The organism is Kingella denitrificans ATCC 33394 (genome assembly GCF_000190695.1).
Taxonomy (GTDB): Bacteria; Pseudomonadota; Gammaproteobacteria; order Burkholderiales; family Neisseriaceae; genus Kingella_A; species Kingella_A denitrificans.
The window spans coordinates 1110701-1133692 of the sequence record NZ_GL870929.1 but is presented as its reverse complement, the minus strand read 5'-3'; the positions used below and the strand labels follow the sequence as shown (position 1 = coordinate 1133692).

23 protein-coding genes are annotated in these 22992 nt (G+C 53.8%); 15 read left to right on the top strand and 8 right to left on the bottom strand.

Annotation, left to right across the window (positions count from 1 at the left end; all coding sequences use genetic code 11):
• Positions 1-94: 94 nt before the first annotated feature.
• Positions 95-757 carry a histidine phosphatase family protein gene (locus HMPREF9098_RS05590; RefSeq protein WP_003782799.1) on the bottom strand — a complete coding sequence of 221 codons (663 nt, stop codon included), beginning with the start codon at positions 755-757 and terminating at the stop codon, positions 95-97.
• Between the two features lie 264 nt (positions 758-1021).
• Here HMPREF9098_RS05590 and recQ point away from each other — a divergent pair, with 264 nt between their 5' ends.
• Together recQ and HMPREF9098_RS05580 are read left to right on the top strand one after the other, a co-directional pair.
• The gene (gene recQ, locus HMPREF9098_RS05585) at positions 1022-2824 is read left to right on the top strand and encodes a DNA helicase RecQ (protein ID WP_003782796.1); all 1803 of its coding nucleotides are present in this window, start codon (positions 1022-1024) and stop codon (positions 2822-2824) included.
• A 107-nt stretch (positions 2825-2931) separates the two neighbouring features.
• Positions 2932-3915, top strand: a complete 984-nt coding sequence (locus HMPREF9098_RS05580) for a putative transporter (protein WP_003782794.1) — start codon at positions 2932-2934, stop codon at positions 3913-3915.
• A 297-nt stretch (positions 3916-4212) separates the two neighbouring features.
• Here HMPREF9098_RS05580 and HMPREF9098_RS05575 read toward each other — a convergent pair whose 3' ends face one another.
• Positions 4213-5748: an ABC transporter permease gene (locus HMPREF9098_RS05575; protein ID WP_003782790.1), complete on the bottom strand. Its 1536-nt coding sequence runs from the start codon at positions 5746-5748 to the stop codon at positions 4213-4215.
• Positions 5749-5910: 162 nt separating this feature from the next.
• Here HMPREF9098_RS05575 and sodA point away from each other — a divergent pair, with 162 nt between their 5' ends.
• Complete coding sequence (sodA, locus tag HMPREF9098_RS05570; RefSeq protein ID WP_003782785.1) at positions 5911-6537, top strand: superoxide dismutase [Mn]; 627 nt, start codon at positions 5911-5913, stop codon at positions 6535-6537.
• A gap of 105 nt (positions 6538-6642) precedes the next feature.
• A complete protein-coding gene (locus HMPREF9098_RS05565) occupies positions 6643-7440 on the top strand; it encodes a YoaK family protein (RefSeq protein ID WP_003782783.1) in 798 nt (265 codons plus the stop codon).
• Between the two features lie 57 nt (positions 7441-7497).
• On the opposite strand, the gene HMPREF9098_RS05560 is transcribed toward HMPREF9098_RS05565, so the two are convergent.
• On the bottom strand, positions 7498-8094 hold the full coding sequence (locus HMPREF9098_RS05560) for a hypothetical protein (protein ID WP_003782782.1): 597 nt from the start codon (positions 8092-8094) through the stop codon (positions 7498-7500).
• Between the two features lie 94 nt (positions 8095-8188).
• On the bottom strand, positions 8189-8917 hold the full coding sequence (locus HMPREF9098_RS05555) for a YebC/PmpR family DNA-binding transcriptional regulator (protein WP_003782781.1): 729 nt from the start codon (positions 8915-8917) through the stop codon (positions 8189-8191).
• A 224-nt stretch (positions 8918-9141) separates the two neighbouring features.
• Between HMPREF9098_RS05555 and HMPREF9098_RS05550 the strand changes: the two genes are divergently transcribed.
• The 10 genes from HMPREF9098_RS05550 (at position 9142) to HMPREF9098_RS05505 (ending at position 17469) form a co-directional block, all read left to right on the top strand.
• On the top strand, positions 9142-9492 hold the full coding sequence (locus tag HMPREF9098_RS05550) for an ATP synthase subunit I (protein ID WP_003782780.1): 351 nt from the start codon (positions 9142-9144) through the stop codon (positions 9490-9492).
• Positions 9482-10348 (top strand): F0F1 ATP synthase subunit A, encoded by an 867-nt coding sequence (atpB, locus tag HMPREF9098_RS05545; protein ID WP_003782779.1) that lies wholly within the window; start codon positions 9482-9484, stop codon positions 10346-10348. The genes HMPREF9098_RS05550 and atpB overlap by 11 nt, the downstream gene beginning before the upstream one ends.
• Before the next feature lie 48 nt (positions 10349-10396).
• Positions 10397-10636: a F0F1 ATP synthase subunit C gene (gene atpE, locus HMPREF9098_RS05540; RefSeq protein WP_003782778.1), complete on the top strand. Its 240-nt coding sequence runs from the start codon at positions 10397-10399 to the stop codon at positions 10634-10636.
• A gap of 52 nt (positions 10637-10688) precedes the next feature.
• The gene (locus tag HMPREF9098_RS05535; protein WP_040564297.1) at positions 10689-11159 is read left to right on the top strand and encodes a F0F1 ATP synthase subunit B; all 471 of its coding nucleotides are present in this window, start codon (positions 10689-10691) and stop codon (positions 11157-11159) included.
• 4 nt (positions 11160-11163) lie between these two features.
• The gene (locus HMPREF9098_RS05530) at positions 11164-11712 is read left to right on the top strand and encodes a F0F1 ATP synthase subunit delta (RefSeq protein WP_003782776.1); all 549 of its coding nucleotides are present in this window, start codon (positions 11164-11166) and stop codon (positions 11710-11712) included.
• 9 nt (positions 11713-11721) lie between these two features.
• On the top strand, positions 11722-13269 hold the full coding sequence (gene atpA, locus HMPREF9098_RS05525) for a F0F1 ATP synthase subunit alpha (protein WP_003782775.1): 1548 nt from the start codon (positions 11722-11724) through the stop codon (positions 13267-13269).
• 20 nt (positions 13270-13289) lie between these two features.
• A complete protein-coding gene (gene atpG / locus HMPREF9098_RS05520; protein WP_003782774.1) occupies positions 13290-14162 on the top strand; it encodes a F0F1 ATP synthase subunit gamma in 873 nt (290 codons plus the stop codon).
• Positions 14163-14203: 41 nt separating this feature from the next.
• Positions 14204-15601, top strand: coding sequence for a F0F1 ATP synthase subunit beta (gene atpD / locus HMPREF9098_RS05515; RefSeq protein WP_003782772.1), 1398 nt, complete (start codon positions 14204-14206; stop codon positions 15599-15601).
• Positions 15602-15611: 10 nt separating this feature from the next.
• Positions 15612-16034, top strand: a complete 423-nt coding sequence (locus tag HMPREF9098_RS05510; protein WP_003782770.1) for a F0F1 ATP synthase subunit epsilon — start codon at positions 15612-15614, stop codon at positions 16032-16034.
• A gap of 76 nt (positions 16035-16110) precedes the next feature.
• The gene (locus tag HMPREF9098_RS05505; protein WP_003782768.1) at positions 16111-17469 is read left to right on the top strand and encodes a DEAD/DEAH box helicase; all 1359 of its coding nucleotides are present in this window, start codon (positions 16111-16113) and stop codon (positions 17467-17469) included.
• Positions 17470-17561: 92 nt separating this feature from the next.
• Here HMPREF9098_RS05505 and HMPREF9098_RS05500 read toward each other — a convergent pair whose 3' ends face one another.
• From HMPREF9098_RS05500 to HMPREF9098_RS05485, 4 genes are all read right to left on the bottom strand, one after another.
• Complete coding sequence (locus tag HMPREF9098_RS05500; RefSeq protein WP_003782765.1) at positions 17562-19043, bottom strand: S41 family peptidase; 1482 nt, start codon at positions 19041-19043, stop codon at positions 17562-17564.
• A gap of 171 nt (positions 19044-19214) precedes the next feature.
• A complete protein-coding gene (locus tag HMPREF9098_RS05495; RefSeq protein WP_003782764.1) occupies positions 19215-20180 on the bottom strand; it encodes a PhoH family protein in 966 nt (321 codons plus the stop codon).
• Complete coding sequence (locus HMPREF9098_RS05490; protein ID WP_003782761.1) at positions 20177-20809, bottom strand: hypothetical protein; 633 nt, start codon at positions 20807-20809, stop codon at positions 20177-20179. Before HMPREF9098_RS05490 ends, HMPREF9098_RS05495 begins: the two co-directional genes overlap by 4 nt.
• 72 nt (positions 20810-20881) lie before the next feature.
• On the bottom strand, positions 20882-21769 hold the full coding sequence (locus HMPREF9098_RS05485) for a patatin-like phospholipase family protein (protein WP_040564296.1): 888 nt from the start codon (positions 21767-21769) through the stop codon (positions 20882-20884).
• 192 nt (positions 21770-21961) lie between these two features.
• Here HMPREF9098_RS05485 and argF point away from each other — a divergent pair, with 192 nt between their 5' ends.
• Positions 21962-22963: an ornithine carbamoyltransferase gene (gene argF, locus HMPREF9098_RS05480; RefSeq protein ID WP_003782755.1), complete on the top strand. Its 1002-nt coding sequence runs from the start codon at positions 21962-21964 to the stop codon at positions 22961-22963.
• Positions 22964-22992 lie beyond the last annotated feature (29 nt).

Sequence of the window (22992 nt, the reverse complement as noted above, 5' to 3'; positions counted from 1 at the left end):
TTGCGGCTCGCCGCCTTGTCTCATTTTTATTTTAATCCACTATAAAAATCAATAATATATGGAAAATTTGGCGGCTTCAAAAGCAGCCTGCACCTTATTCGCCGATGCTGTGGATGCGCCAACCTGCCGCGCTGTCGTAGCTGATGCGCGACAGGCTGGCATTGGGCACGCTGCGGTAGGCGGTCGATTCGGGGTCGATACATTTGAGCAGCGCGGTAATCGCCATGCCGTGCGACACCACCAGCACATGCGCGTTGTTGGGCGATGCGTCTATCACGGCGTCCATGCCGCGTTGCAGCCGGGCAATGAAGTCTTGTTCGTTTTCCGCCTGCCGTGCCGGGTCGATGCGCGACACGGTTTCCGCCAAGCGGTGCGTTTTGCCGTGGCGGTAGGCATATAGCCAGTCGTCCACGTTGTCGAAGCCGTTTTCCTGCGCCAGGCGTTGTTGCAGTTGCAGGCTGCTTTGCCGCTCGAAGCCGCCGAAACGGTACTCGCGCAAATCATCCAGCGCCTGTATCGGCAAATCGCCTTGTTGCAAGGTGTCCAAGAACAGCTGCGCCGTGGCCTGCGTGCGCGCCAGCGTGCTGCAAAACGCCGCATCGAAACGCTGTGCGTAATGCTGCGCAAAATACTGCGCCGACTGCACAATGCCCGCCTTGCCTTCTTCCGTGAGCGGCGAATCCGCCCAGCCCTGAACCAAACCTTGGCGGTTGAACTCGGTCTGCCCGTGCCGCATCAGATAAATATGTAAACGCATTAGCCGATTTCCCATTTTTAAAACCGAAACGGCGGTATTTTAACGCAAATTGCCGTTGGCCGCGTTGAAAGCAGCCTGCACCCTGCGTTTTTGTCGTTTTCGTTATTTGCCGCGCAGCAAGACAAGGGAAATGGCGACCGTGCCAAGGTTTGCAGTGTAAAGCCGTGCAGGCTGCTTTTGCACGCCGCCCAACCGCACCGAAAGCAGCCTGCACACGGTTTGCCGCCGTGCTAAAATACGCCCTTTTTTACGATTGCCACCACCATGTCCGCCACCGCCCAACGCATCTTACAAGACACCTTCGGCTACCCCGCCTTCCGCGGCAGGCAGGCCGAAATCGTCGAAACCGTGGCGCAGGGCGGCAGCGCGCTGGTGCTCATGCCCACGGGTGGCGGCAAATCGCTGTGTTATCAAATCCCCGCGCTGATGCGAGAAGGCGTGGCCGTGGTCGTGTCGCCGCTGATTGCGCTGATGGACGACCAAGTCGCCAACCTGCGCGCCGCCGGTGTCCATGCCGCCGCCGTCCATAGCGGCACGCCGCCCGAAACGGTGCGGCGGCTGGCGGACGATATCCATGCAGGCAGCCTGAAACTTTTGTATGTCGCGCCCGAACGGCTGGTGACCGAACGCTTTTTGCGCTTTCTGGACAACACCGCCGTCAGCCTGTTTGCCATTGACGAAGCGCATTGCGTGAGCCAATGGGGGCACGATTTTCGCCCCGAATACCAACAGCTCGGCATTTTGGCCGAACGTTATCCAAACGTGCCGCGTATCGCGCTCACCGCCACCGCCGATGCGGAAACCCGCGCCGATATGAAGCACTATCTCAAATTGGCCGATGCGCCGGAATTTATTTCCAGTTTTGACCGGCCGAATATCTATTATCAAGTCATGGAAAAGAACAACGGCAAAAAGCAGCTGTTGGATTTCATTCAAAAACAAATGCACGGTCAAAACGGCATTGTGTATTGCTTAAGCCGCAAATCGGTGGAAGACACCGCCGCCTTTTTGTGCGAAAACGGCCTGAACGCCGTGCCGTACCATGCCGGCATGAGCTTGGAAACACGCCAGCACCACCAGCACCGTTTCACGCACGAAGACAACATCATCATTGTGGCCACGGTGGCTTTCGGCATGGGAATCGACAAGCCCGACGTGCGCTTTGTGGCGCATTTGGACATGCCGCAGAGCATCGAGCATTTCTATCAGGAAAGCGGCAGGGCGGGGCGCGACGGCCTGCCCGCGGTGAGCTGGCTGTGTTACGGCATGAACACGCTGGTATTGCTGAAAGAGCGCATTGCCGAAAGCCAGGCTTCCGATTTTCAAAAACAAATCGAATTGCAAAAACTCAACGCCATGTTCGACGTGTGCGAAACCGCTGCCTGCCGCCGCCAACTGCTGCTGCGCCATTTCGGCGAAGAATCCGCCCCCTGCGGCAACTGCGACAATTGCCTGCACCCGCCCGAACGGTTTGACGGCACGGAACTGGTGCAAAAGCTGTTGAGCTGCGTGTACCGTGTCGGGCAGTGCTTTGCGGCGGGTTATGTGATTGACGTGTTGCGCGGCAAAGACGGCGACTGGGTGCGGCAAAACCGCCACGAGCAGCTGTCCACCTTCGGCATCGGCAGCACATTGAGCGACAAAGATTGGCGCAACGTGGTGCGGCAGTGCATCGGGCTGGGGCTGCTGACCAACGACATCCACCGCCATCAGGCGCTGATACTGACCGAAGCCGCATTGCCCGTGTTGCGCGGCGAAGAAACCGTGCTGCTGCGGCCGCTGAAACGCGACAAGGCGGCCACCCGCGTGGCCAAAACCGACAACTGGCTGCGTACCGAGCGCGAAGAGCGGCTGTGGCAGGCGTTGCGCCAATGGCGGCTGGCCAAAGCCAAAGCGGACGAAGTGCCGGCCTATGTGATTTGCGGCGATAAAACCCTGCGCGACATTGTGGAAAAGCAGCCTGCACATTTGGCGGACCTGCGTGACGTGTACGGTTTGGGCGAGGCGAAAATCGAAAAACTCGGCGGCGAAATTTTGCGCGTGGTGGCGGAACACCGCGCGGATTAAGCGCGGCCGCCGCAGCATTGCGAAGGCAAGTGCAGGCTGCCTTTGCCGAATCCGAAAGCAGCCTGCACTTTTTTAATTCAAACAATATCAAATAGATACGGATATTTATGTTCAAAACCTTCTTTCTCGACAAAAAATGGTGGCGCTGGTCGCTGGGCGGCACGCTGGTGATTTTGCTGGTCACCTGGTGGCGCGTGTCGCTGGACGTGCAAATTACCGACTGGTTCGGCACGTTTTACGACACGATTCAGTCGGTTTTGCAAAAACCCAACAGCATGTCGTTTGGCGATTTTTTGAAGCTGGTGCTGCAATTTGCGCTGCTGGCGGCGGTGTATGTGGTGATTGCGGTGCTGCTGGAATTTTTCGGGCGGCATTACATTTTCCGTTGGCGCGAGGCGATGACGGACTATTATCAGGCGCATTGGGACAAGGTGCGCCATATCGAGGGCGCTTCACAGCGTATTCAGGAAGACACGATGCGCTTTGCGAAGATTATGGAGGCTTTGGGCGTGAGTTTCCTGAAAGCGGTGCTGACGCTGGTGGCGTTTTTGCCGATTTTGTGGGATTTGAGCGAGAAGATAACGGAAATACCGTGGATTGGGCATGTGGACCATGCGCTGGTGTTTTTGGCGGTGCTGTTTTCACTGTTCGGCACGGTGGCTTTGGCTTTGGTGGGCGTGAAGCTGCCGGGGCTGGAATTCAATAACCAAAAGGTGGAAGCGGCCTACCGCAAAGAATTGGTGCTGGGCGAGGACGACGGCAACTGCGCCCGTCCGCCCGTGTTGAAAGATTTGTTCCACGCGGTACGCAAAAACAATTACCGCCTGTATTGGCATTATATGTATTTCGATATGGCGCGCTGGTCGTATCTGCAATTTTCGGTGATTATGCCGTATATCGTGCTGGCACCGAGCCTTTTGGCGGGCGCGCTCACGCTGGGCAGCTTCCAGAAAATCGTGCGCACGTTCGACAGGGTGCAGGATTCGTTTCAGTTTCTAGTGCAGTCGTGGACGACGATTGTGGAGCTGCTGTCGATTTATAAACGGTTGAAAGAATTTGAGAAACAGATTGACGCATCGGTTAGAAGATGAATTGAGAAGTGCAGGCTGCTTTTGGGCGGAATGGAAATGCAGCCTGCACATTCCCGTGTTTGTATGGACTGCATGGCGTTGTGCCGCCTACTGTGTTTATAGTGGATTAAAATAAAAATGAGACAAGGCGGCGAGCCGCAAGGCGTACAAGTAGTACGTCAAGGCGAGCCAACGCCGTATCATTGCGATTTTAATTCATTATACAATGAAAAACAGGTCAAAAAGCAGCCTGCACTTTGGTTTTCCGAGTGCAGGCTGCTTTTTTTGCCGTGTTTCCAAGCGGATTTTGCCTTGGTTTCACTGCCCGTATCCGTCACGGCCGCTTTTCTGGTCAAGGCACAAAAATACCGTGCCCGCCAACGCCATCAGCACGAACGTCAGCACCATCGCTTTGTGGTAATTTTCCTGCCCCACTTTGCCCAAGTGTTCGTAAATCAGCGTGGTGAGCGTTTGCCATTCGGGGCGCGACAGGAACAGGGTGGCGGCAAATTCGCCGATACCGGTGGCGGCGGCAAACGTCATGCCGCGCCGCAATGCGGGGGTGAGCAGCGGGCGCAGGACGTGCCATGCGGTTTGCAGCGCGTTGGCGCCGTTGGTGCGTGCGGCGGCGGCATAGTGGCGGGGCAATGCGTCCCAGGCGGACAAAACATCTTTGCTGACAAACGGATAGGCCATCAGGATATACAGCGCCAGCAATAAGTGCAGGCTGCCTGCGTGCTGCGGATAGGCGAGCAGTGCGCCGAAGGTCAGGCACACGGGCGAAATCATAAACGGCAGGAAGGTGATGCTGCGGAACAGCGCGCTGCGACGTGCGGCGGCGGCGTGCAGAATGCCCAATGCGGCGGCACCTATCAGCGCGATGCCGGAAAAACGCAGGGTGTTGCCCACCGCCGTCCAAGTGTCGCCGTCGGCCAAGATGCGCCACGCGCTGCCGGCCTGCACCGCATGCCATGCAATCGCGGCCAGCGGCAGGGCGCAGCAGCAGAGCAACAGGGCGGCGGTGAGGGCGAGCAGGGCGTATTGGTGCAGGCTGCTTGGGGCTTTGGGCGCAACCGGCCGCCATTCCGCCGCTTTGGTCTGCCGTCCGAACCACGCGTTCAATATGCCTGCGCCGGCGGTGATGGTGAGTACCAGCCAAACCAGCACGGCAGCGTGTTCCATGTCCAATTCATAAGCAATGAGCTGGTAGATTTCCACTTCGACGGTGGCGTATTGCCGGCCGCCCAATAGCAGCGCTAGCCCGAAGCCGGAAAAGCAGTAGAGGAAAATCAGGCAGCCTGCACCCGCCAGCCACGGCCGCAACACGGGCAGTTCCACATGCCAAAATTGCCGCCATGCGTTCGCGCCCAATGTTTGCGCCGCGGCCATGCGGTGGGCGGGCACGGTGAGGAATCCTTGGTAGGCCGAACGGACCGCCACGGGCAGGTTGAAAAACAGATTGCCGTACAGCAGCAGCGCGGGCGTGTCCTGCCAGCCGCGCCACAGCAGCCCGTGTTCGCCGAACAAGGCCAGCACGCCCATACCCGCCACCAGCGTGGGCATGATGAACGGCAGCATCAATAATCGCAAAATCAGCGTTTTGCCGGCAAATTGCAGCCGCGCCAGCGTCCACGCGCAGGGCAGAGACAGCATCCATGTCAGCATCACCGTGCAGGCTGCTTGCACCACCGTCCACAGCAGGCGGTGTTGGTAATACGCATCGGTAAACATTTCGCGCCAGAGCGTGCGCCCGCCATAGCCGAGCATGGACCACAGCGGCACAACGGCCAGCGTCCACAAAAACAGGGCGGGCAGGGCGGATAAGGCAAGCGTGGTCGGCAGACGTTTCATCATGGCAAAGGGGCGTTGGAAAAACGCAATGATACAGGGTTGGCGCGTAATTGCTAATGCCTGCGGCGAAAAAAGCAGCCTGCACCCCCTGCAGCTTGCCTTGCCGGCGGGATACCGCTATCATTCGGTTTTTCCAACACACTTACGATAAGAAGGAACACAACCATGGCTTTTACTTTACCTGAACTGGGCTATGCCTATGACGCATTGGAACCGCATTTCGACGCGCGCACAATGGAAATCCACCACGGCAAACACCACCAAACTTATGTGAACAATGCCAACGCCGCCGTTGAAGCATTGGGCATGCCTGAGTTTTCCGCATTGAGCGCCGACGAAGTGATTTCGCGCATTGCCGAACTGCCGGCCGACAAACAAACCGCCGTGCGCAACAACGTGGGCGGCCATGCCAACCACACATTCTTCTGGGCATCGCTGAAAAAAGGCACGGTTTTGGGCGGCAGCCTGAAAGCCGCCATCGAGCGCGATTTCGGCAGCGTGGACGCATTCAAGGCAGAATTTGAAAAAGCGGCGCAAACCCGTTTCGGTTCCGGCTGGGCTTGGCTGGTGGCCGAAGGCGGCAAACTGAAAGTAGTGTCCACGCCCAATCAAGATTCGCCTTTGATGGGCAAAGAAATTGCAGGCTGCTCAGGCACGCCGCTGTTCTGCCTGGACGTTTGGGAGCACTCATATTATTTGAAATTCCAAAACCGCCGTCCGGACTACATCAAAGAATTCTGGAACGTGGTGAACTGGGACGAAGCACAACGCCGCTTTGACCAAGCAGCCTAACCGCCGCACAAAGCAGCCTGCACTTTTCCGAATACCGCAAAGTGCAGGCTGCTTTTTTACGGATGTTTTACGGACGCATATCCAACTGCAAAAGGAGGCAGGCCGATGCCGCGGCAGAACAAACATTGGTTTTGGTATTCCGACCGGCCCTATCTGCATTCGGGCGAAATTTCCGACAGCCATTTCCGCGCATTGGGCTACCTAATGACCGGGCTGGCCGGCGCGATTAACGCGGGCGGATTTTTCGCCGTCAATAGTTTTACGTCGCACATTACCGGCGCATTGTCGCACACCGCCAACGAGTTATACGCGCGCCAATGGTTTTTGGCACTGCTGGCTATGGCGGGCGTGGTGGCGTTCGTGCTTGGCTCGGCGCACGCCAGTTGGCTGATTTTGTGGGCAAAGCGGCAGAAGTTCCGCAGCAGCTACGGCATGTCGATGTGGCTGGAAGCGCTGTATCTGCTGTTTTTCGGCCTGCTCGGCTTCGGCCTGAACCAAGGCTGGTCGCTGGTGCATCCGACCGTGTGGCTGCTGTCGTTCATCATGGGTATGCACAACACCGTGCTGACCGTGCTTTCCGGCAGCGTCATCCGCTCCACCCACATGACCGGTGCCGCCACCGATTTGGGCATCGAATTATCGAAAATGCTGTATTACCGGCGCGATACCAACCCGCGCCTGCCCTCCGTGAATGTGAACCGGCCCAAAATGCGGTTTTTGCTGGGCATATTGGGCAGTTTTATCGGCGGCGGTGTTATCGGCACGTGGGGCTATCAATATTTGGGCTACCATTTCACGCTGCCCGTATCGCTGATTTTGTTTATGCTCGGCATGAACTCGGTGGGCTACGACATCCGTATCCGCATGAAATGGCTGCTGCGGCAACGCTTGCGGCGCAAATAGCAAAAAACCTTTGCATGGGAATGAGATTCCGTGCAAAGGTTTTTTATCGGCAATCCGTTACGATTTGACTTGAACGGTTTGCGCCAGGAATTTCGCCAAATCGTCCGCCGACAATTCGGTGCTGCTGGCACAGATGCTGCTGACTTGTTTTTCAGCGGATATGTGGGCAATGCAGCTTTCGGATGTGGTGTCTTCACCGGTCTTGCGCTCGAAAGAGTATGTCATCTGCGCGTCTTTTGCTTCGCCGATTTTCACGTTGGCCAGCGATTTCTCTTTTTCGATTTGCGCTTTAATTTTGCCGAACACGGCTTTGCTGTCGCCTTCGGCTTTGCCATATTGCACGGCGGTCAGCGTGAGGTTGCGGTCGGCATCGTATTGCAACAGGGTGATTTGCTCTGCGCCCAGGTTTTCAGGGTGCAGGCTGCTTTCGTTCAGGCTGTCGCTGAAATTGCCGTCGGCCGTGAATTGGAACACGCCGTCTTTGCTGCTGATGGGGCCTGCGGGTGCGGCGGCCGGTGCGGATGCGATGGGTGCATCGGACGCGGCGATAGGTGTGGGTTGGGCATCAGCCTGTGCCTGTTGGACGTTTTCGGGTTGTCCTTTGCAGGCGGCCAGCGCCAAGGCGGCAGCCAGCATAAGTGTATAAGATTTCATGGGTATTTCCGTTGTCGATATTGAAAAACAGAGGTGGCAGGCTGCGGCTTGTTAAAAAGCAGCCTGCACGTTTAAAAATAAAAATGGTGCGGGTTTAATCGCCCAAATCCAAAACGGCGGAAGTGTACACATTCTGCACGTCGTCCAAATCTTCCAGCGCGTCAATCAGTTTTTGCATTTTTTCGGCTTCCGCGCCGCTCAATTCGGTGGTGGTTTGCGGACGCATGGTCACGTCGCCGTCTTCCGCTTTGAAGCCGGCCTGTTCCAGTGCGGTTTTCACGTTCGCCCAGTCTGTCGGCGCGGTAATCACTTCAATCACGCCTTCTTCGTCGGCAATCACGTCTTCCGCGCCTGCTTCCAAAGCGGCTTCCATCAAAGCGTCTTCATCCGCATTGGTGTAGAGCAGGTAGCCTTGGTGGACGAAGTTGAACGCCACGCAGCCGTCCGTGCCCAGGTTGCCGCCGTTTTTGGTGAAGGCATGCCGCACATCGGCCACCGTACGCGTTTTGTTGTCGGTCATGCAATCCACCATCACCGCCGCGCCGCCGATGCCGTAGCCTTCGTAACGTAGTTCGATGTATTCCACGCCTTCCAAATTGCCCGTGCCTTTGTCGATGGCGCGTTGCACGTTGTCCTTCGGCATATTGGCATCCCATGCCTTTTCCATGGCCAAACGCAGGCGCGGGTTCGCGTTCGGGTCTCCGCCGCCCTGTTTGGCCGCAATCGTAATTTCTTTAATCAGTTTGGTAAAGATTTTGCCGCGTTTTGCATCTTGACGTGCTTTTTTGTGTTGGATATTCGCCCACTTGCTATGCCCGGCCATAAAAATACTCCTTAAAACAGACAATAGATAAAACGCGTTATCATAACATATTTTTTATTTGCTGTCGGTGATGCAGGCAGGTGCAGGCTGCTTTTGCGGTCGTGCAACACTGGTAGCGCGTTTTACAAAAGACAAAATTCACAAGAATTAACGAATTTGCTTGACTCTATCGGGGTGTTTGATTATATTTGCGCTGCTTGCAAAAGAGATATTCGGACGGCTGCGTGTTTAGATTGGTTGGATTACAGTTAATTACAATCGGCTTGCTGGCAGCGGCCGCGTGGGCAATTGGGGGCGACATTCCAGCGTTTTCGCTCATATTGGGCGGCTTTTCCTATATTGTCCCGACATTTGCAGCGGTATTGCTTTTAAAATTTCTGCGCCCTTATCCTGCGCTGGCAGGGTCTGGGTTTATTCTTGCAGAAGCATTAAAAATAATATTGTGTCTGGTTTTGATGGTACTGTCGTTCGTGCTGTATGGCAGCCTGCATTTTATTGCTTACTTTATCGGGCTGTTGAGTGCCAGTCATTTCGCTTTTTTATTTTTCTTAAAGGTTCATCGTCATGGCAAGTGAAGTCATTGCGCCTGCAGATTATATCAAACACCATTTGCAAAGCTTAACCAGTCTTTCAGATGTGACCGAAGGTCAAGGTTTGCAAAACATCGCCGATTTTTCATTTTTCAATATTGATGCGATTTTCTTTGCTGTCGTGCTCGGCATTTTGGGCAGTTTCTTGCTGTGGCGCGGCGCACGCACAGCCACTTCGGGTGTGCCCGGCCGTTTTCAGGCTGCCGTTGAAATTTTGTATGAATTTGTGGACGATATGTGCAAAGGTATCATCCATAATGAACAATCGCGCAAAGTGGTTGCACCTTTGGGGCTGACACTGTTTGTGTGGATTTTCCTGATGAATGCGATGGATATGCTGCCGGTTGATTTACTGCCGCGCGTTTTCCAAGGCATGACGGGCGAACACCATGCGTTGTTGCGCGTTGTTCCTACTGCTGATTTGAATACGACTTTGGCGCTTGCTATCGGAGTTTTGCTGACTTGTATTTATTACAGCATTAAAATCAAAGGATTCGGGGGCTGGATGCACGAAATGTTTTCTGCGCCGTTCGGCCCTAAGCTTGGCCCTATCAATTTTGTAATGAATATTATGGAGTTTTTCTCCAAAACCGTCTCTCACGGTATGCGTTTGTTTGGTAATATGTATGCAGGCGAATTGGTGTTTATGCTGATTGCCTTGCTGGGTGGCGCTTGGGCGGCTTCCGGCAGTGTGAGCCTGTTGGATCCTGTGCTGTTTGTTTTCCATATTTTGGCCGGCTTGGCATGGGCAATTTTCCATATTTTGGTCATTACTTTGCAGGCGTTTATCTTTATGGCTCTGGCTTTTGTCTATATTGGACAAGCACACGACCATCACTAAGATTTAGTTTCTTTAATGTTGTTTAACCTTTCTTTTTAGGAGTTTATTATGGATGCAGGTTTGATCGCTATTGCATGTGGTTTGATTGTTTCTTTGGGCGCATTGGGTGCTTCTATCGGCATTGCAATGGTAGGTTCTAAATATTTGGAATCTTCTGCGCGTCAGCCAGAGTTGATTGGTCCATTGCAAACCAAATTGTTCTTGATTGCTGGTTTGATCGATGCGGCATTCTTGATCGGTGTTGCAGTTGCGTTGCTGTTTGCCTTCGTTCGCCCGTTTGCCGGCTAATCCGGATTAGTGTAGAACGTATTGATTAATCCCTATAACGAGGGTAGGCAAAGTGAATTTAAATGCAACCTTAATTGCGCAAGTCCTTGTATTTTTTGGATTGGTTTGGTTTACCATGAAGTTTGTGTGGCCACCGATTGCAAAAGCGTTGGATGAGCGTGCCGACAAAATCGCAGAAGGCTTGGCGGCTGCCGAGCGCGGTAAAAGCGATTTTGAACAGGCAGAAAAGAAAGTTGCAGAACTCTTGACTGATGGACGCAGCCAAGTTGCCGAAATGGTCGCTAATGCTGAAAAACGCGCAGCACAAATTGTAGAAGATGCAAAAGTGCAGGCTGCTTCTGAAGCAGCGCGCATTTCAGCCCAAGCAAAGGCGGATGTGGAGCAGGAAATCAACCGTGCCCGCGAAGCTTTGCGTGAACAGGTGGCTGCATTGGCGGTGAAAGGTGCGGAAGCGATTTTGCGTCATGAGGTAAATGAGGCGCAACATGCACAAATGCTGAGTACCTTAAAACAGGAGCTGTGAGTCTATGATAGAGTTCGCAACTGTTGCCCGTCCGTATGCCAAGGCATTATATGAATTGGCGGAGGAAAAAGCACAAACGCAGAGCTGGTTAGACGGTTTGGCTCAGCTGGCATGGCTGGTTGAACAGCCTAAAATGAGCGGCTTGCTGCAAGACTCAAGCTCTGATGCAGAGCAAAAGGCGATGGATATTATTCGGTTGATGGACGGCGTTGAGGCAGTTAAAAGCGCAGAGTTTAAAAACTTCATCTGTGTGGTTGCCCAAGAAAAACGTTTGATGGCGTTGCCCGAAATTTTCAACCATTATAAATCGCTGGTTTTGCAGAAAGATCAGGCAAAGCAGGCAATTATTTATACGGCGTATGATGTTGCCAGCGAAGGTCAAGGTGCGAAAATTGTAAGTGATTTGGAGCAGCGTTTTAACGTGCGTTTGCAGGCTACTTTTAAAACCGATCCCGAATTGATTGGCGGTGTAAAAGTGGTTATGGGCGACCAAATATTGGATTTGTCTGTGCAGGGCAAATTGCAGCAACTGTACACGACTATGATGAATTAGGAGGGTTTCATGCAAATTAATCCTGCGGAAATCAGTGATTTGCTGAAAGCTAAAATTGAAAATTTAAATACCAAAACAGAGGCGCGTACTCGCGGTACGGTGATTTCTGTTACCGATGGTATTGTGCGTGTATATGGCTTGTCCGATGTGATGCAAGGGGAGATGTTGGAGTTTCCCGGCAATACGTTCGGTTTGGCTATGAACTTGGAGCGTGATTCTGTCGGTGCTGTAATTCTTGGTGAATACGAACATATTACAGAAGGCGACGAAGTTAAGTGCACAGGCCGTATTTTGGAAGTGCCTATTGGTCGCGAGCTGGTTGGTCGTGTTGTGAATGCATTGGGTCAGCCGATTGATGGTAAAGGTCCGATTAACGCATCGAAAACCGCGCCTATCGAAAAAATTGCGCCGGGCGTGATTGCGCGTCAATCTGTTGACCAGCCAATGCAGACTGGTTTGAAAGCCATTGACTCTATGGTTCCTGTTGGCCGTGGCCAGCGCGAATTGATCATTGGTGACCGCCAAACAGGTAAAACTGCGGTTGCGTTGGATGCCATCGTCAATCAAAAAGGTACAGGCGTTATTTGTATTTACGTTGCTGTCGGCCAAAAAGCATCTTCTATCGCCAACGTGGTGCGTAAATTGGAAGAACATGGCGCAATGGAACATACCATTGTTGTAGCAGCCACAGCGTCTGAAGCCGCGGCATTGCAATTTATCGCGCCATATGCAGGCTGCACGATGGGCGAGTATTTCCGCGATATCGGCGAAGATGCGCTGATTGTTTATGATGATTTGTCTAAACAAGCGGTTGCTTACCGTCAAATTTCTTTGTTGTTGCGTCGTCCACCAGGCCGCGAAGCATATCCTGGCGATGTGTTCTACTTGCACTCACGCTTACTGGAACGTGCCGCGCGTATCAATGCCGACGAAGTTGAAAAATTGACGAACGGCGAGGTTAAAGGAAAAACGGGTTCTTTGACTGCTTTGCCAATCATTGAAACTCAGGCCGGCGACGTATCTGCTTTCGTACCGACCAACGTGATTTCGATTACAGACGGTCAGATTTTCTTGGAAACTGATTTGTTCAATTCCGGTATCCGTCCGGCAATCAATGCGGGTATTTCCGTATCTCGCGTTGGTGGTGCTGCACAGACCAAAGTTATTAAGAAATTGGGCGGCGGTATCCGTTTGGCGTTGGCACAGTATCGTGAATTGGCTGCATTCTCGCAATTCGCATCTGATTTGGATGAGGCAACTCGCAAGCAACTCCAACACGGTGAAGTGGTAACTGAATTGATGAAACAAAAACAATTCAGTACGTTGGATACGGCAGAAATGGCATTGACATTGTGGGCAATTAACAACGGTTCATATTCCGATGTCCCTGTATCAAAAGCATTGGCCTTTGAAGCGGAGTTTTTGAGTTTTGTGCGCACGCAAAAACCTGAAACTTTGGCTGCAATCAATGCATCAGGTGCGATGTCCGGCGAAGATGAACAAGCATTGTCCGATGCAATGAAATCGTTCAAGGCTTCTTACAATTACGCAGCATAAGCGTCGAAAGGAGTCTTGAAATGGCAGTAGGAAAAGAGATTCTCACCAAAATTCGCAGCGTACAAAATACGCAAAAAATTACCAAAGCGATGCAAATGGTGTCAACCTCTAAAATGCGGAAGACTCAAGAGCGTATGCGCTTGGCTCGTCCATATGCAGACCGTGTCAGCATAGTGATGAGTCATTTGGCGCAAACACAGGAAGACCACGGTATCCAACTGTTGGAATCGCGTCAGGAAATTCGTCGCGCGGGGATTATCTTAATTACAACGGATAAAGGCCTGTGCGGCGGTTTGAATGCAAATGTACTGAAAAAGTTTTTTGCTCAAGTACAGGAATACCACGAGCAGGGTGTTGCCGTTGAGGTCGTATGTTTGGGTAGCAAAGGTTTGGCTGCGTGTCAGCGCGTTGGGTTGAATGTGATTGCCAGTGTGACCAATTTGGGTGATACGCCTAAAATGGAAATCATTTTGGGGGCATTGACAGAGATATTCCAACGTTATGAGAAACATGATTTGGATATTATCCATCTGATCAGCTCTCATTTTGTTAACACGATGAAGCAGGAACCACGTTCAGAAGTGCTGCTGCCGATTGGCAAAGGTGCTTTGAGCGAACCTGTTCCCGACAAATACAACTGGGAATACCGTTACGAACCCAGTCCTGTTGCTGTGTTGGAGTATTTAGTTCGCCGTTATTTAGAGTCTGTAGTATATCGCGCATTAAGCGAAAATATGGCTGCCGAGCAGGCTGCACGTATGGTGGCGATGAAAGCCGCTACCGATAATGCCGGTAATGCGATTAAAGAATTGCGCTTGGTTTACAATAAATCGCGCCAAGCAGCAATTACTACAGAGTTGTCAGAAATTGTGGCAGGTGCGGCGGCTGTGTAAAAAGCAGCCTGCACTTTGACCAAAGAAATTAGGATACGATAATGAGCCAAGGCAAAATCGTACAAATCATTGGTGCAGTAGTAGACGTGGAATTTCCACGTGATGCAATCCCTCGTGTTTATGATGCGCTGAAGCTGGTTGATGTGGACTTGACATTGGAAGTCCAACAACAACTGGGCGACGGCGTGGTGCGTACCATTGCAATGGGTAGTACCGATGGTTTAAAACGCGGCTTAGCCGTGAACAATACTGGTGCGCCAATCACTGTGCCGGTGGGCAAAGCGACATTGGGTCGTATTATGGACGTGTTGGGTAATCCTGTGGATGAAGCAGGTCCTATCGGTTCCGACCAAACACGCGCGATTCACCAGCCTGCACCTAAATTTGATGAGCTGTCCAGCACAACAGAATTGTTGGAGACAGGCATTAAAGTGATTGACTTGCTTTGCCCCTTTGCCAAAGGCGGTAAGGTTGGTTTGTTCGGTGGTGCCGGTGTGGGCAAAACCGTTAATATGATGGAATTGATCAACAATATTGCAAAAGCACACAGTGGTTTATCTGTGTTTGCAGGCGTGGGCGAGCGTACTCGTGAAGGTAACGACTTCTACCATGAGATGAAAGATTCCAACGTATTGGATAAAGTGGCCATGGTGTATGGCCAGATGAACGAACCTCCGGGTAACCGTTTGCGCGTTGCTTTGACCGGTTTGTCTATGGCCGAGCATTTCCGCGATGAGAAAGACGAAAACGGCAAAGGCCGCGATGTATTGTTCTTTGTGGACAACATCTACCGTTATACTTTGGCGGGTACGGAAGTTTCCGCATTGCTGGGTCGTATGCCGTCTGCGGTAGGTTATCAGCCGACGCTGGCAGAAGAAATGGGTCGTTTGCAAGAGCGTATTACTTCTACACAAACTGGCTCCATTACTTCGATCCAGGCCGTTTATGTACCTGCGGACGACTTGACTGACCCGTCTCCGGCAACAACATTTGCCCACTTGGATGCGACCGTGGTATTGAGCCGTGATATTGCCTCTTTGGGTATTTATCCTGCTGTGGATCCTTTGGATTCTACTTCGCGTCAATTAGATCCGATGGTATTGGGCCAAGAACACTATGATGTGGCGCGCGGCGTACAATCAACGTTGCAGAAATATAAAGAATTGCGCGATATTATCGCCATCTTGGGTATGGATGAGTTGTCTGATGAAGACAAACTGACAGTAATCCGTGCACGTAAAATCCAACGTTTCTTGTCTCAACCTTTCCATGTAGCAGAAGTATTTACAGGCTCTCCAGGTAAATATGTTGCATTGCGTGACACAATTGCAGGTTTCAAAGCGATTTTGAACGGCGAATATGACCACTTGCCAGAACAAGCGTTCTATATGGTTGGCGGCATTGAAGAGGCTGTTGAAAAAGCGAAAACCTTAAATTAAGGAGGTTGGCATGAGTGTCATGCAAGTTGAAGTAGTCAGTAACGAAGACCAAATTTATTCAGGTGAAGCGAGTTTTGTGGTAGTGCCGACACTGTCCGGCGAATTAGGTATTTACCCGCGCCATGAACCGATTATGAGTTTGGTGCGCCCTGGTGCATTGCGTTTGACACAAGCTGGCTCTAATGAAGAAGTGCTCGTTGCCGTATCCGGTGGCGTTTTGGAAGTGCAGCCTGATAAAATTACCATCTTGGCGGACGTTGCAATACGTAGTACCGAAATGGATCAGGCGCGTGCTGAAGAAGCAAAACGTGCGGCAGAGCAAGACTTATCGCAAGCAAAAGACGGAGAGGCGCAGGCGAAGGCGCAGGCTGCTTTGGCGGCAGCGATTGCCGAGCTGAAAACTTTGGATTATTTGCGTATGCATAAGAAATAATCATCATCGGTGAAACCGTCTCTCTGCAAGGGAGGCGGTTTTTTCACATTGTTCCTTCTGAACGGGAAACATTATTATGAATAAATTTGCGGAATTGGGTTTGGGGGCGGAAATCGTTGCTGCTTTGGAAGAGCAGGGCTATCAGCAGCCCACTCCGATTCAGGAAGCCGCCATACCCAAAGCATTGGCGGGGCATGATTTATTGGCGGCGGCGCAGACCGGCACGGGCAAAACGGCGGCCTTTATGCTGCCGAGCTTGGAGCGGCTGAAACGTTATGCCAATGCCAGCGCCTCTCCCGCCATGCACCCTGTGCGCATGTTGGTGTTGACGCCAACGCGCGAATTGGCCGACCAAATCGACCAAAATACCCAGCGCTATATCAAAAACCTGCCGTTGCGCCATACGGTATTGTTCGGCGGCGTGAACATGGATAAGCAAACGGCGCAGTTGCGTTCAGGCTGCGAAATTGTCGTGGCAACCGTTGGGCGCTTGCTTGACCATGTCAAACAAAAAAATATTGTGCTGAACAAAGTGGAAATTGTGGTGCTGGACGAGGCCGACCGCATGCTGGATATGGGCTTTATCGACGATATCCGCAACATCATGCAAATGCTGCCGCGCCCGCGCCAGACGCTGCTTTTCTCAGCCACGTTTGCTCCGGCTATCCGTAAATTGGCGCAAGATTTCATGCACTCGCCCGAAGTGGTGGAGGTGGCCGCGCAAAACACCACCAATGCCAATGTGGAGCAACATGTGATTGCGGTGGATACGCACCGTAAGCGTGATTTACTGGAACGTTTGATTGTGGATTTGGGTATGCAGCAAGTGATTGTGTTCTGCAAAACCAAGCAGTCTGCCGACCAAGTGGCGCGTGATTTAGCGCGGCGCGGGCTTTCCGTCAGCGCGATTCACGGCGATAAATCGCAGCAGACACGGTTGGACGTATTGAGCCAGTTTAAAGCAGGCAGCCTGCGCGTTTTGGTAGCGACCGATGTGGCGGCGCGCGGTTTGGATATTGCCGAGCTGCCGTTCGTGGTGAACTATGAAATGCCGGTACAGGCGGAAGATTATGTGCACCGCATCGGCCGTACGGGCCGGGCCGGCGCGGATGGTGTTGCCATTTCCATGATGGATGAGTCGGAACAGAAAATGTATGATGCGATTAAGGCATTGACCGGTAACGAATTGCCGATTTCGCGTATTGAGCATTTCGAGCCGAGCTGGGAGCAGCAAAAGCAGCTTGCACCCGTTGCACGGCAGCGTTCCGAACGCGGCAGCAAACGCCAGGCGCAACGTTCCTCTGCTGCCAATGCGGAAACTGCCGCACCGCCGCCCGCACCTGTTGCACCGATGAGCAGCCGCCGCCGTGGAAGGGGGCGCCGCACTTGTGCCTTGCTGCAACCGAATTTTGGTTTGAACGCGCCACGTTCGTAAACCAGCATATCAATTTATCCATATAAAAAACATCGCATTTCCGTGCAGGCTGCTTTTGGAAATGCGATGTTTTCGTTGTGCATCAGGGCAGATTATTTATTGCTATTGCGGCTGCTGCTGTTTTTTGCCGGAGCAGGTTTGCTGGCGGCGAGGCCCAAAGAGCTCTTCCATTGGTCCGGCGCTTTGAGCAAATCCAGTGCCTTACGCAGTTGCGCGTCTTTTTCCGGATTCGGTTTGCGGCGCGAAGACAAATCTTCGTCTTTCGGTTTCTCTTCGGGTTCGCGTTTGGCGGATGAAGCCGCTTCAGAAGCAGCCTGCACCACACCGCCTTTCACATCGTCCGCGCCCAGCGGATTGCCGATGTGGCCGTTCAAATCGGCTTCTCGGCTTTCAAACACGCGGTTTTTGTCCAGCACTTCCACGTCCGGCACAATACCGGTGGCTTGGATGGAGCGGTCGTTCGGCGTGTAATACAGCGCGGTGGTCAGTTTGATGGCGCCGCCGGTCGATACGGGGATAATCGACTGCACCGAGCCTTTGCCGAAACTGCGCGTGCCGACAATCACGGCGCGTTTGTGGTCTTGCAGCGCACCGGCCACGATTTCCGAAGCCGAAGCCGAACCAGAGTTAATCAGCACCGTTAAAGGAATGTTTTTGATTTCGGCGGGCAATGCGGCCAGCGGGTCTGCGCCGGAAGTGAGCAGATAGTCTTCGGGGCGCGCTTTCAGGGTGATGGATTCGCGGTTGTCGCTGCGGCCTTTGGTGCTGACCACGGTGACATCACGCGGCAAAAAGGCGGCCGAAACGCCCACAGCGCCGTTCAGCAGGCCGCCCGGGTCGTCGCGCAAATCCAGCACCAGGCCTTTGAGCGGCGCGGCGTTTTCTTTGGTCAATGCGGCAATGGCTTCGGCCAAAGCAGGCACGGTGCGTTCTTGGAACTGGGTGATGCGCACGTAGCCGTAGCCGTTTTCCAGCAGGTGGTGGCGCACGCTGCGGACTTTGATGGTGGCGCGGGTCAGCGTGATGACGATGGGTTTGTTGGCATCTTTGCGCGACAGGGTCAGCGTAATCGATGTGCCGGGTTTGCCGCGCATCCGTTTCACGGCATCGTTCACGCTCATGCCGTGCGTGGATTCGCCGTCGATTTTCACGATAAAGTCGCCACTTTTCACACCAGCGCGTTCCGCAGGCGTGTCTTCAATGGGGGCAATCACTTTCACGAAGCCGTCTTCTGAACCGATTTCCATGCCCAGCCCGCCAAATTCGCCCGACGTGCTTTCGCGCATGTCCTGAAAATCTTTCCTGTCCATGTATTCGGAATGCGGGTCCAGTCCGGATACCATGCCTTTCACCGCATTTTCCAGCAGTTTGGCATCGGTTTGGTTGTCCACGTAATTGGCTTTGATTTGGCCATACACCTCTGCCATGGTGCGCAAAGATTCGATGGGCAGGGATTCGTTGGTGGTAGTGTTTTTCGGATTGGCGGCGAAACTTTGTGCGCCGATGCTGATGGCAACGCCGCTGAATGCGCCGAGTGTGTATAGGGCAATCGTTTTCCAAATGGGCGATTTCATAATGATTGAGCGTCTTTCTATTAAAGTGCAGGCTGCTTTGGGCGCGTGCAGAAAATAAAGCCGTAAGAATAGGCGATTTTTGGGGCTTTAACAATCATTTCAATGCAAAATTGTTCAAATTATTGCAATGTGGCGTCATCGGGCAAAGTGCAGGCTGCTTTTTGCCGAAGATTAACCGTGTTGGCCGTCTTCTTCCGCTGCTTCATAGGCCTCCACAATCTTCTGCACCAGCGGGTGGCGCACCACATCTTCGCTGGTGAAGGTGTGGAAATACAGCCCTTCCACGTCGCGCAGTTTTTCTTTGGCGTCTTTCAGGCCGGATTTGATGTTGCGCGGCAGGTCGATTTGGCTGATGTCGCCTGTGATGACGGCTTTTGCGCCGAAGCCGATGCGCGTTAAAAACATCTTCATTTGTTCGGGCGTGGTGTTCTGCGCTTCGTCCAGAATCACATACGCGCCGTTGAGCGTGCGCCCGCGCATATAGGCCAGCGGGGCGATTTCAATTAAGCCTTTTTCCAAGAGTTTGGTGACGCGGTCGAAGCCCATCAGGTCATACAGCGCGTCATACAGCGGGCGCAGGTAGGGATCGACTTTCTGCGCCAAATCGCCGGGCAGGAAGCCGAGTTTTTCGCCGGCTTCCACGGCAGGGCGCACCAGCACGATGCGCTCGATTTGGTGTTTTTCCATCGCGTCCACCGCTGCGGCCACGGCCAGATAGGTTTTGCCGGTGCCGGCGGGGCCGAGTCCGAACACAATGTCGTGGTTCAGCAGGGCGCGGATATAGCCGTTTTGGCGCGGGGTGCGCCCGCCGATGCTGCCGCGTTTGGTGTGGAAATAATAGGCGTGGTGTTCGTCGTGTTTTTCCTGGTGCGCCGCGTCCTGCGTTTTCGCTTCCACGGCGGCCAGGTTGATGTCGCCGTCTTCCAGTTCGCGCGTTTCGGCAATGTCCATCAGGGCGATAAGGGCGGCGCGCGCGGCGTGGGCATGGCTGCCTGAAAAGGTGAAGTGGTCGAAACGGCGGCTGATTTGCGTGTCCAGCGCGTGCGATAGTGTGTTCAGGTTGCCGTCCAGCGCGCCGCAAAGCCGTTGCAGGGCGGCAGGGTCGTAGTCTTGGAATTGGAGGTGGGTGGTACTCATACGGATTGGGTTTCCTTGTCGGATGTGGGTGCAGGCTGCTTTTGGGCGGCCTGTCGCCATGTGTTTACTTGTGCGATAAAGCCTTGTTTTTCGGCTTCGTCGGCAAAAACGCTTTCGGGCAGGACGATGAAGGCGCTGCCGAAAATCAGGAGGACGCTGCCTTTCATGGTTTGCACGCCGTCCAGCGCCGCCCAGCTGAACCATGAATCCTGCCGCTGCGGATAAATCTGGCGGCAGCCTGCACGGTCGGCGGTGAAGCGGCTTTCGTGTAATAAGAAGTTGCGGTGATAGATATAGCTCATCATCCGTCGGCTAAACAGTCGGCTGATGATGCCGAACACCACAAAGCAGCCTGCAATGATATAAACCGTGTTCATGCTGATGCCGGTGATGCGGTCGAGTGTGTCTTGGTCCAGATAACATTCTTCCAGCAGGGCGGAAAGCCGGGCTTGGTTGTTCAGCAGCAGGAACACCATGGCAGATAGGGCAATGACGAACGGCAGGTAAAGGCACAGCAGCGGCGAATATTGGCGCGGTGCGGTTTTGCAGTGATAGCCCGTCAGGGCATACGCGCCGTTCAGATAGTGTTCGGGCGTGGGCGGAAGGGTGTAGTCAAAGGTTTCGGGCATGGGGTGTCTCCGTTTGGGGCATGTGCAGGCTGCTTTTGGGGCAATGAAAAAGCAGCCTGCACATGATTTTGTTTACCGATAGCGCGCCAACACCGCTTTGATTTGCGGCAGGGCGGCACGCGCTGCTTGTTCGCCCAGTTGGATGGCCTGCGTTTTCTGGTCGAAACCGCCCACCGCGCCGAGCTGCTGCACTTGCGGCTTAATCACCACGCTGGCCTGACCCAGCTCTTGTTGCAGCGCCGAAATGCTCATAATGTTCAGGCTTTGGTCCAAGTAGGCAAAAAAGCCGCTGGATTCGTCCAAGCGTGCCGGGCGGGCGGAAATGTCCACCGCAATCACCACGTTCGCGCCCAAACGTTTCGCGGCCGACACGGGCACGGGCGCGGACAGGCCGCCGTCCACATATTGCTTGCCGCGGATTTCCACCGGCAGGAACACATTCGGAATGCTGGCGGACGCGCGCACTGCCTGCCCTGCGTTGCCCGAATTGAACACCGTCATTTTGCCCGTGCCGAATTCGGTGGCCACGGCGGCGAATTTCAGCGGGAACTGCTGAATCGGGCGGTTGCCCACTTTGGCGTTAATCCAGTTTTGCAGTTTTTCACCGCGGATAAAGCCGCGCGTGGAAAGCGTTAAATCGACAATATCGGCTTTTTCCATCTGGATGGCTTCGGTTTGCAGCCGCGCGGGGCTCATGCCCGAAGCATACAGGCTGCCCACCAGCGCGCCCGCGCTCGTGCCGGTAACGATATGCACAGGGATATGGTTTTCGTGCAGCACTTTCAGCACGCCGATGTGCGCAAAACCTTTCGACGCGCCGCCGCCCAATGCCAACGCCACCACCGCGCGCGGTTTGCCGCCGCCTGAAGACGGTGTGTGTTGCGAGTGCTGGGTGCTGGGGCAGCCTGCCAATCCGATGGCCGCCAAAAGGGCGATGCCGGCACGGTAAATCAAGCGCATAAAGAATCCTTTTGTCTGTTGATGGATGTGTGAAATCGGTATTTTATGCCGTTTGTTTGACGAAACCAAGTGCAGGCTGCTTTTTCGGCTTGTTCGGGGTGGGCGAAACGGCTATGATGTGCTTGGGAAGCGTTTGTTTTGTTGCAGTACCGTAAATGTAGTTTTCTCCGACCGACATTGAAAGGAACCGTCATGAACCTGCATCGCCGTTCGTTTTTGAACCTGACCGACTTCACGCCCGCCGAAATTGCCGGGCTGCTGGATTTGGCCGCCGAACTCAAAGCCGCCAAAAAAGAGGGCAGGGAAGTGCGCCGCCTGTCGGGCAAAAATATTGCGCTGATTTTTGAAAAAACCAGCACCCGCACGCGCTGCGCGTTTGAAGTGGCGGCGCGCGACCAAGGCGCGGGCGTAACCTACTTGGAGCCGACCGGCAGCCAAATCGGGCACAAAGAAAGCATTAAAGACACGGCGCGCGTGTTGGGCAGGATGTTCGATGCGGTGGAATATCGCGGATTCAGCCAGCACACCGTGGAAGAATTGGCGCGCTATTCGGGCGTGCCGGTGTATAACGGGCTGACGGACGAATTCCACCCCACGCAGATTCTGGCGGATTTGCTGACCATGCGCGAACACGCGGGCAAGCCTTTGAACCAATGCAGTTTCGCCTATTTGGGCGACGCGCGTTTCAACATGGGCAATTCGCTGCTGCAAGGTGGCGCGATGATGGGCATGGACGTGCGGATTGGCGCGCCCAAATCGTTGCAGCCGCGCGCGGAATTGGTGGAACAGGCGCGACGGATTGCCGAAACCACGGGCGCGCGCATCCTGATTACCGATAATCCTGAAGAAGCGGTGCGCGGTGCGGATTTCGTGCACACGGATATCTGGGTCAGCATGGGCGAGCTGGAAAGCGCGTGGCGCGAGCGTATCGATTTGCTGTTGCCGTTTCAGGTGAATGCGGCGCTGATGGCGAAAACAGGCAAGCCCGACACCAAATTCATGCACTGCCTGCCGTCGTTCCACAACCGCGAAACCAAGGTGGGCGAATGGATTTTCGAGACGTTCGGGCTGGACGGCGTGGAAGTGACCGAAGACGTGTTTGAAGGCGCGCATTCCATCGTGTTCGACCAGGCGGAAAACCGCATGCACACGATTAAAGCCGTGATGGTGGCCACGTTGGGCAACATGGATTAAATTGGTTTTTGAACGTGCAGGCTGCTTTT

What these genes read in the sequence shown, in the direction of transcription:
- HMPREF9098_RS05495 (WP_003782764.1), bottom strand. Translation starts at nt 20,180, where the DNA reads ATGAGTACCACCCACCTCCAATTCCAAGACTACGACCCTGCCGCCCTG.
- atpG (WP_003782774.1), top strand. Translation starts at nt 13,290, where the DNA reads ATGGCAGTAGGAAAAGAGATTCTCACCAAAATTCGCAGCGTACAAAAT.
- HMPREF9098_RS05575 (WP_003782790.1), bottom strand. Translation starts at nt 5,748, where the DNA reads ATGATGAAACGTCTGCCGACCACGCTTGCCTTATCCGCCCTGCCCGCC.
- HMPREF9098_RS05500 (WP_003782765.1), bottom strand. Translation starts at nt 19,043, where the DNA reads ATGAAATCGCCCATTTGGAAAACGATTGCCCTATACACACTCGGCGCA.
- HMPREF9098_RS05560 (WP_003782782.1), bottom strand. Translation starts at nt 8,094, where the DNA reads ATGAAATCTTATACACTTATGCTGGCTGCCGCCTTGGCGCTGGCCGCC.
- HMPREF9098_RS05505 (WP_003782768.1), top strand. Translation starts at nt 16,111, where the DNA reads ATGAATAAATTTGCGGAATTGGGTTTGGGGGCGGAAATCGTTGCTGCT.
- HMPREF9098_RS05510 (WP_003782770.1), top strand. Translation starts at nt 15,612, where the DNA reads ATGAGTGTCATGCAAGTTGAAGTAGTCAGTAACGAAGACCAAATTTAT.
- HMPREF9098_RS05490 (WP_003782761.1), bottom strand. Translation starts at nt 20,809, where the DNA reads ATGCCCGAAACCTTTGACTACACCCTTCCGCCCACGCCCGAACACTAT.
- recQ (WP_003782796.1), top strand. Translation starts at nt 1,022, where the DNA reads ATGTCCGCCACCGCCCAACGCATCTTACAAGACACCTTCGGCTACCCC.
- atpE (WP_003782778.1), top strand. Translation starts at nt 10,397, where the DNA reads ATGGATGCAGGTTTGATCGCTATTGCATGTGGTTTGATTGTTTCTTTG.
- HMPREF9098_RS05565 (WP_003782783.1), top strand. Translation starts at nt 6,643, where the DNA reads ATGCCGCGGCAGAACAAACATTGGTTTTGGTATTCCGACCGGCCCTAT.
- HMPREF9098_RS05530 (WP_003782776.1), top strand. Translation starts at nt 11,164, where the DNA reads ATGATAGAGTTCGCAACTGTTGCCCGTCCGTATGCCAAGGCATTATAT.
- atpA (WP_003782775.1), top strand. Translation starts at nt 11,722, where the DNA reads ATGCAAATTAATCCTGCGGAAATCAGTGATTTGCTGAAAGCTAAAATT.
- sodA (WP_003782785.1), top strand. Translation starts at nt 5,911, where the DNA reads ATGGCTTTTACTTTACCTGAACTGGGCTATGCCTATGACGCATTGGAA.
- HMPREF9098_RS05555 (WP_003782781.1), bottom strand. Translation starts at nt 8,917, where the DNA reads ATGGCCGGGCATAGCAAGTGGGCGAATATCCAACACAAAAAAGCACGT.
- HMPREF9098_RS05590 (WP_003782799.1), bottom strand. Translation starts at nt 757, where the DNA reads ATGCGTTTACATATTTATCTGATGCGGCACGGGCAGACCGAGTTCAAC.
- atpB (WP_003782779.1), top strand. Translation starts at nt 9,482, where the DNA reads ATGGCAAGTGAAGTCATTGCGCCTGCAGATTATATCAAACACCATTTG.
- atpD (WP_003782772.1), top strand. Translation starts at nt 14,204, where the DNA reads ATGAGCCAAGGCAAAATCGTACAAATCATTGGTGCAGTAGTAGACGTG.
- argF (WP_003782755.1), top strand. Translation starts at nt 21,962, where the DNA reads ATGAACCTGCATCGCCGTTCGTTTTTGAACCTGACCGACTTCACGCCC.
- HMPREF9098_RS05580 (WP_003782794.1), top strand. Translation starts at nt 2,932, where the DNA reads ATGTTCAAAACCTTCTTTCTCGACAAAAAATGGTGGCGCTGGTCGCTG.
- HMPREF9098_RS05485 (WP_040564296.1), bottom strand. Translation starts at nt 21,769, where the DNA reads ATGCGCTTGATTTACCGTGCCGGCATCGCCCTTTTGGCGGCCATCGGA.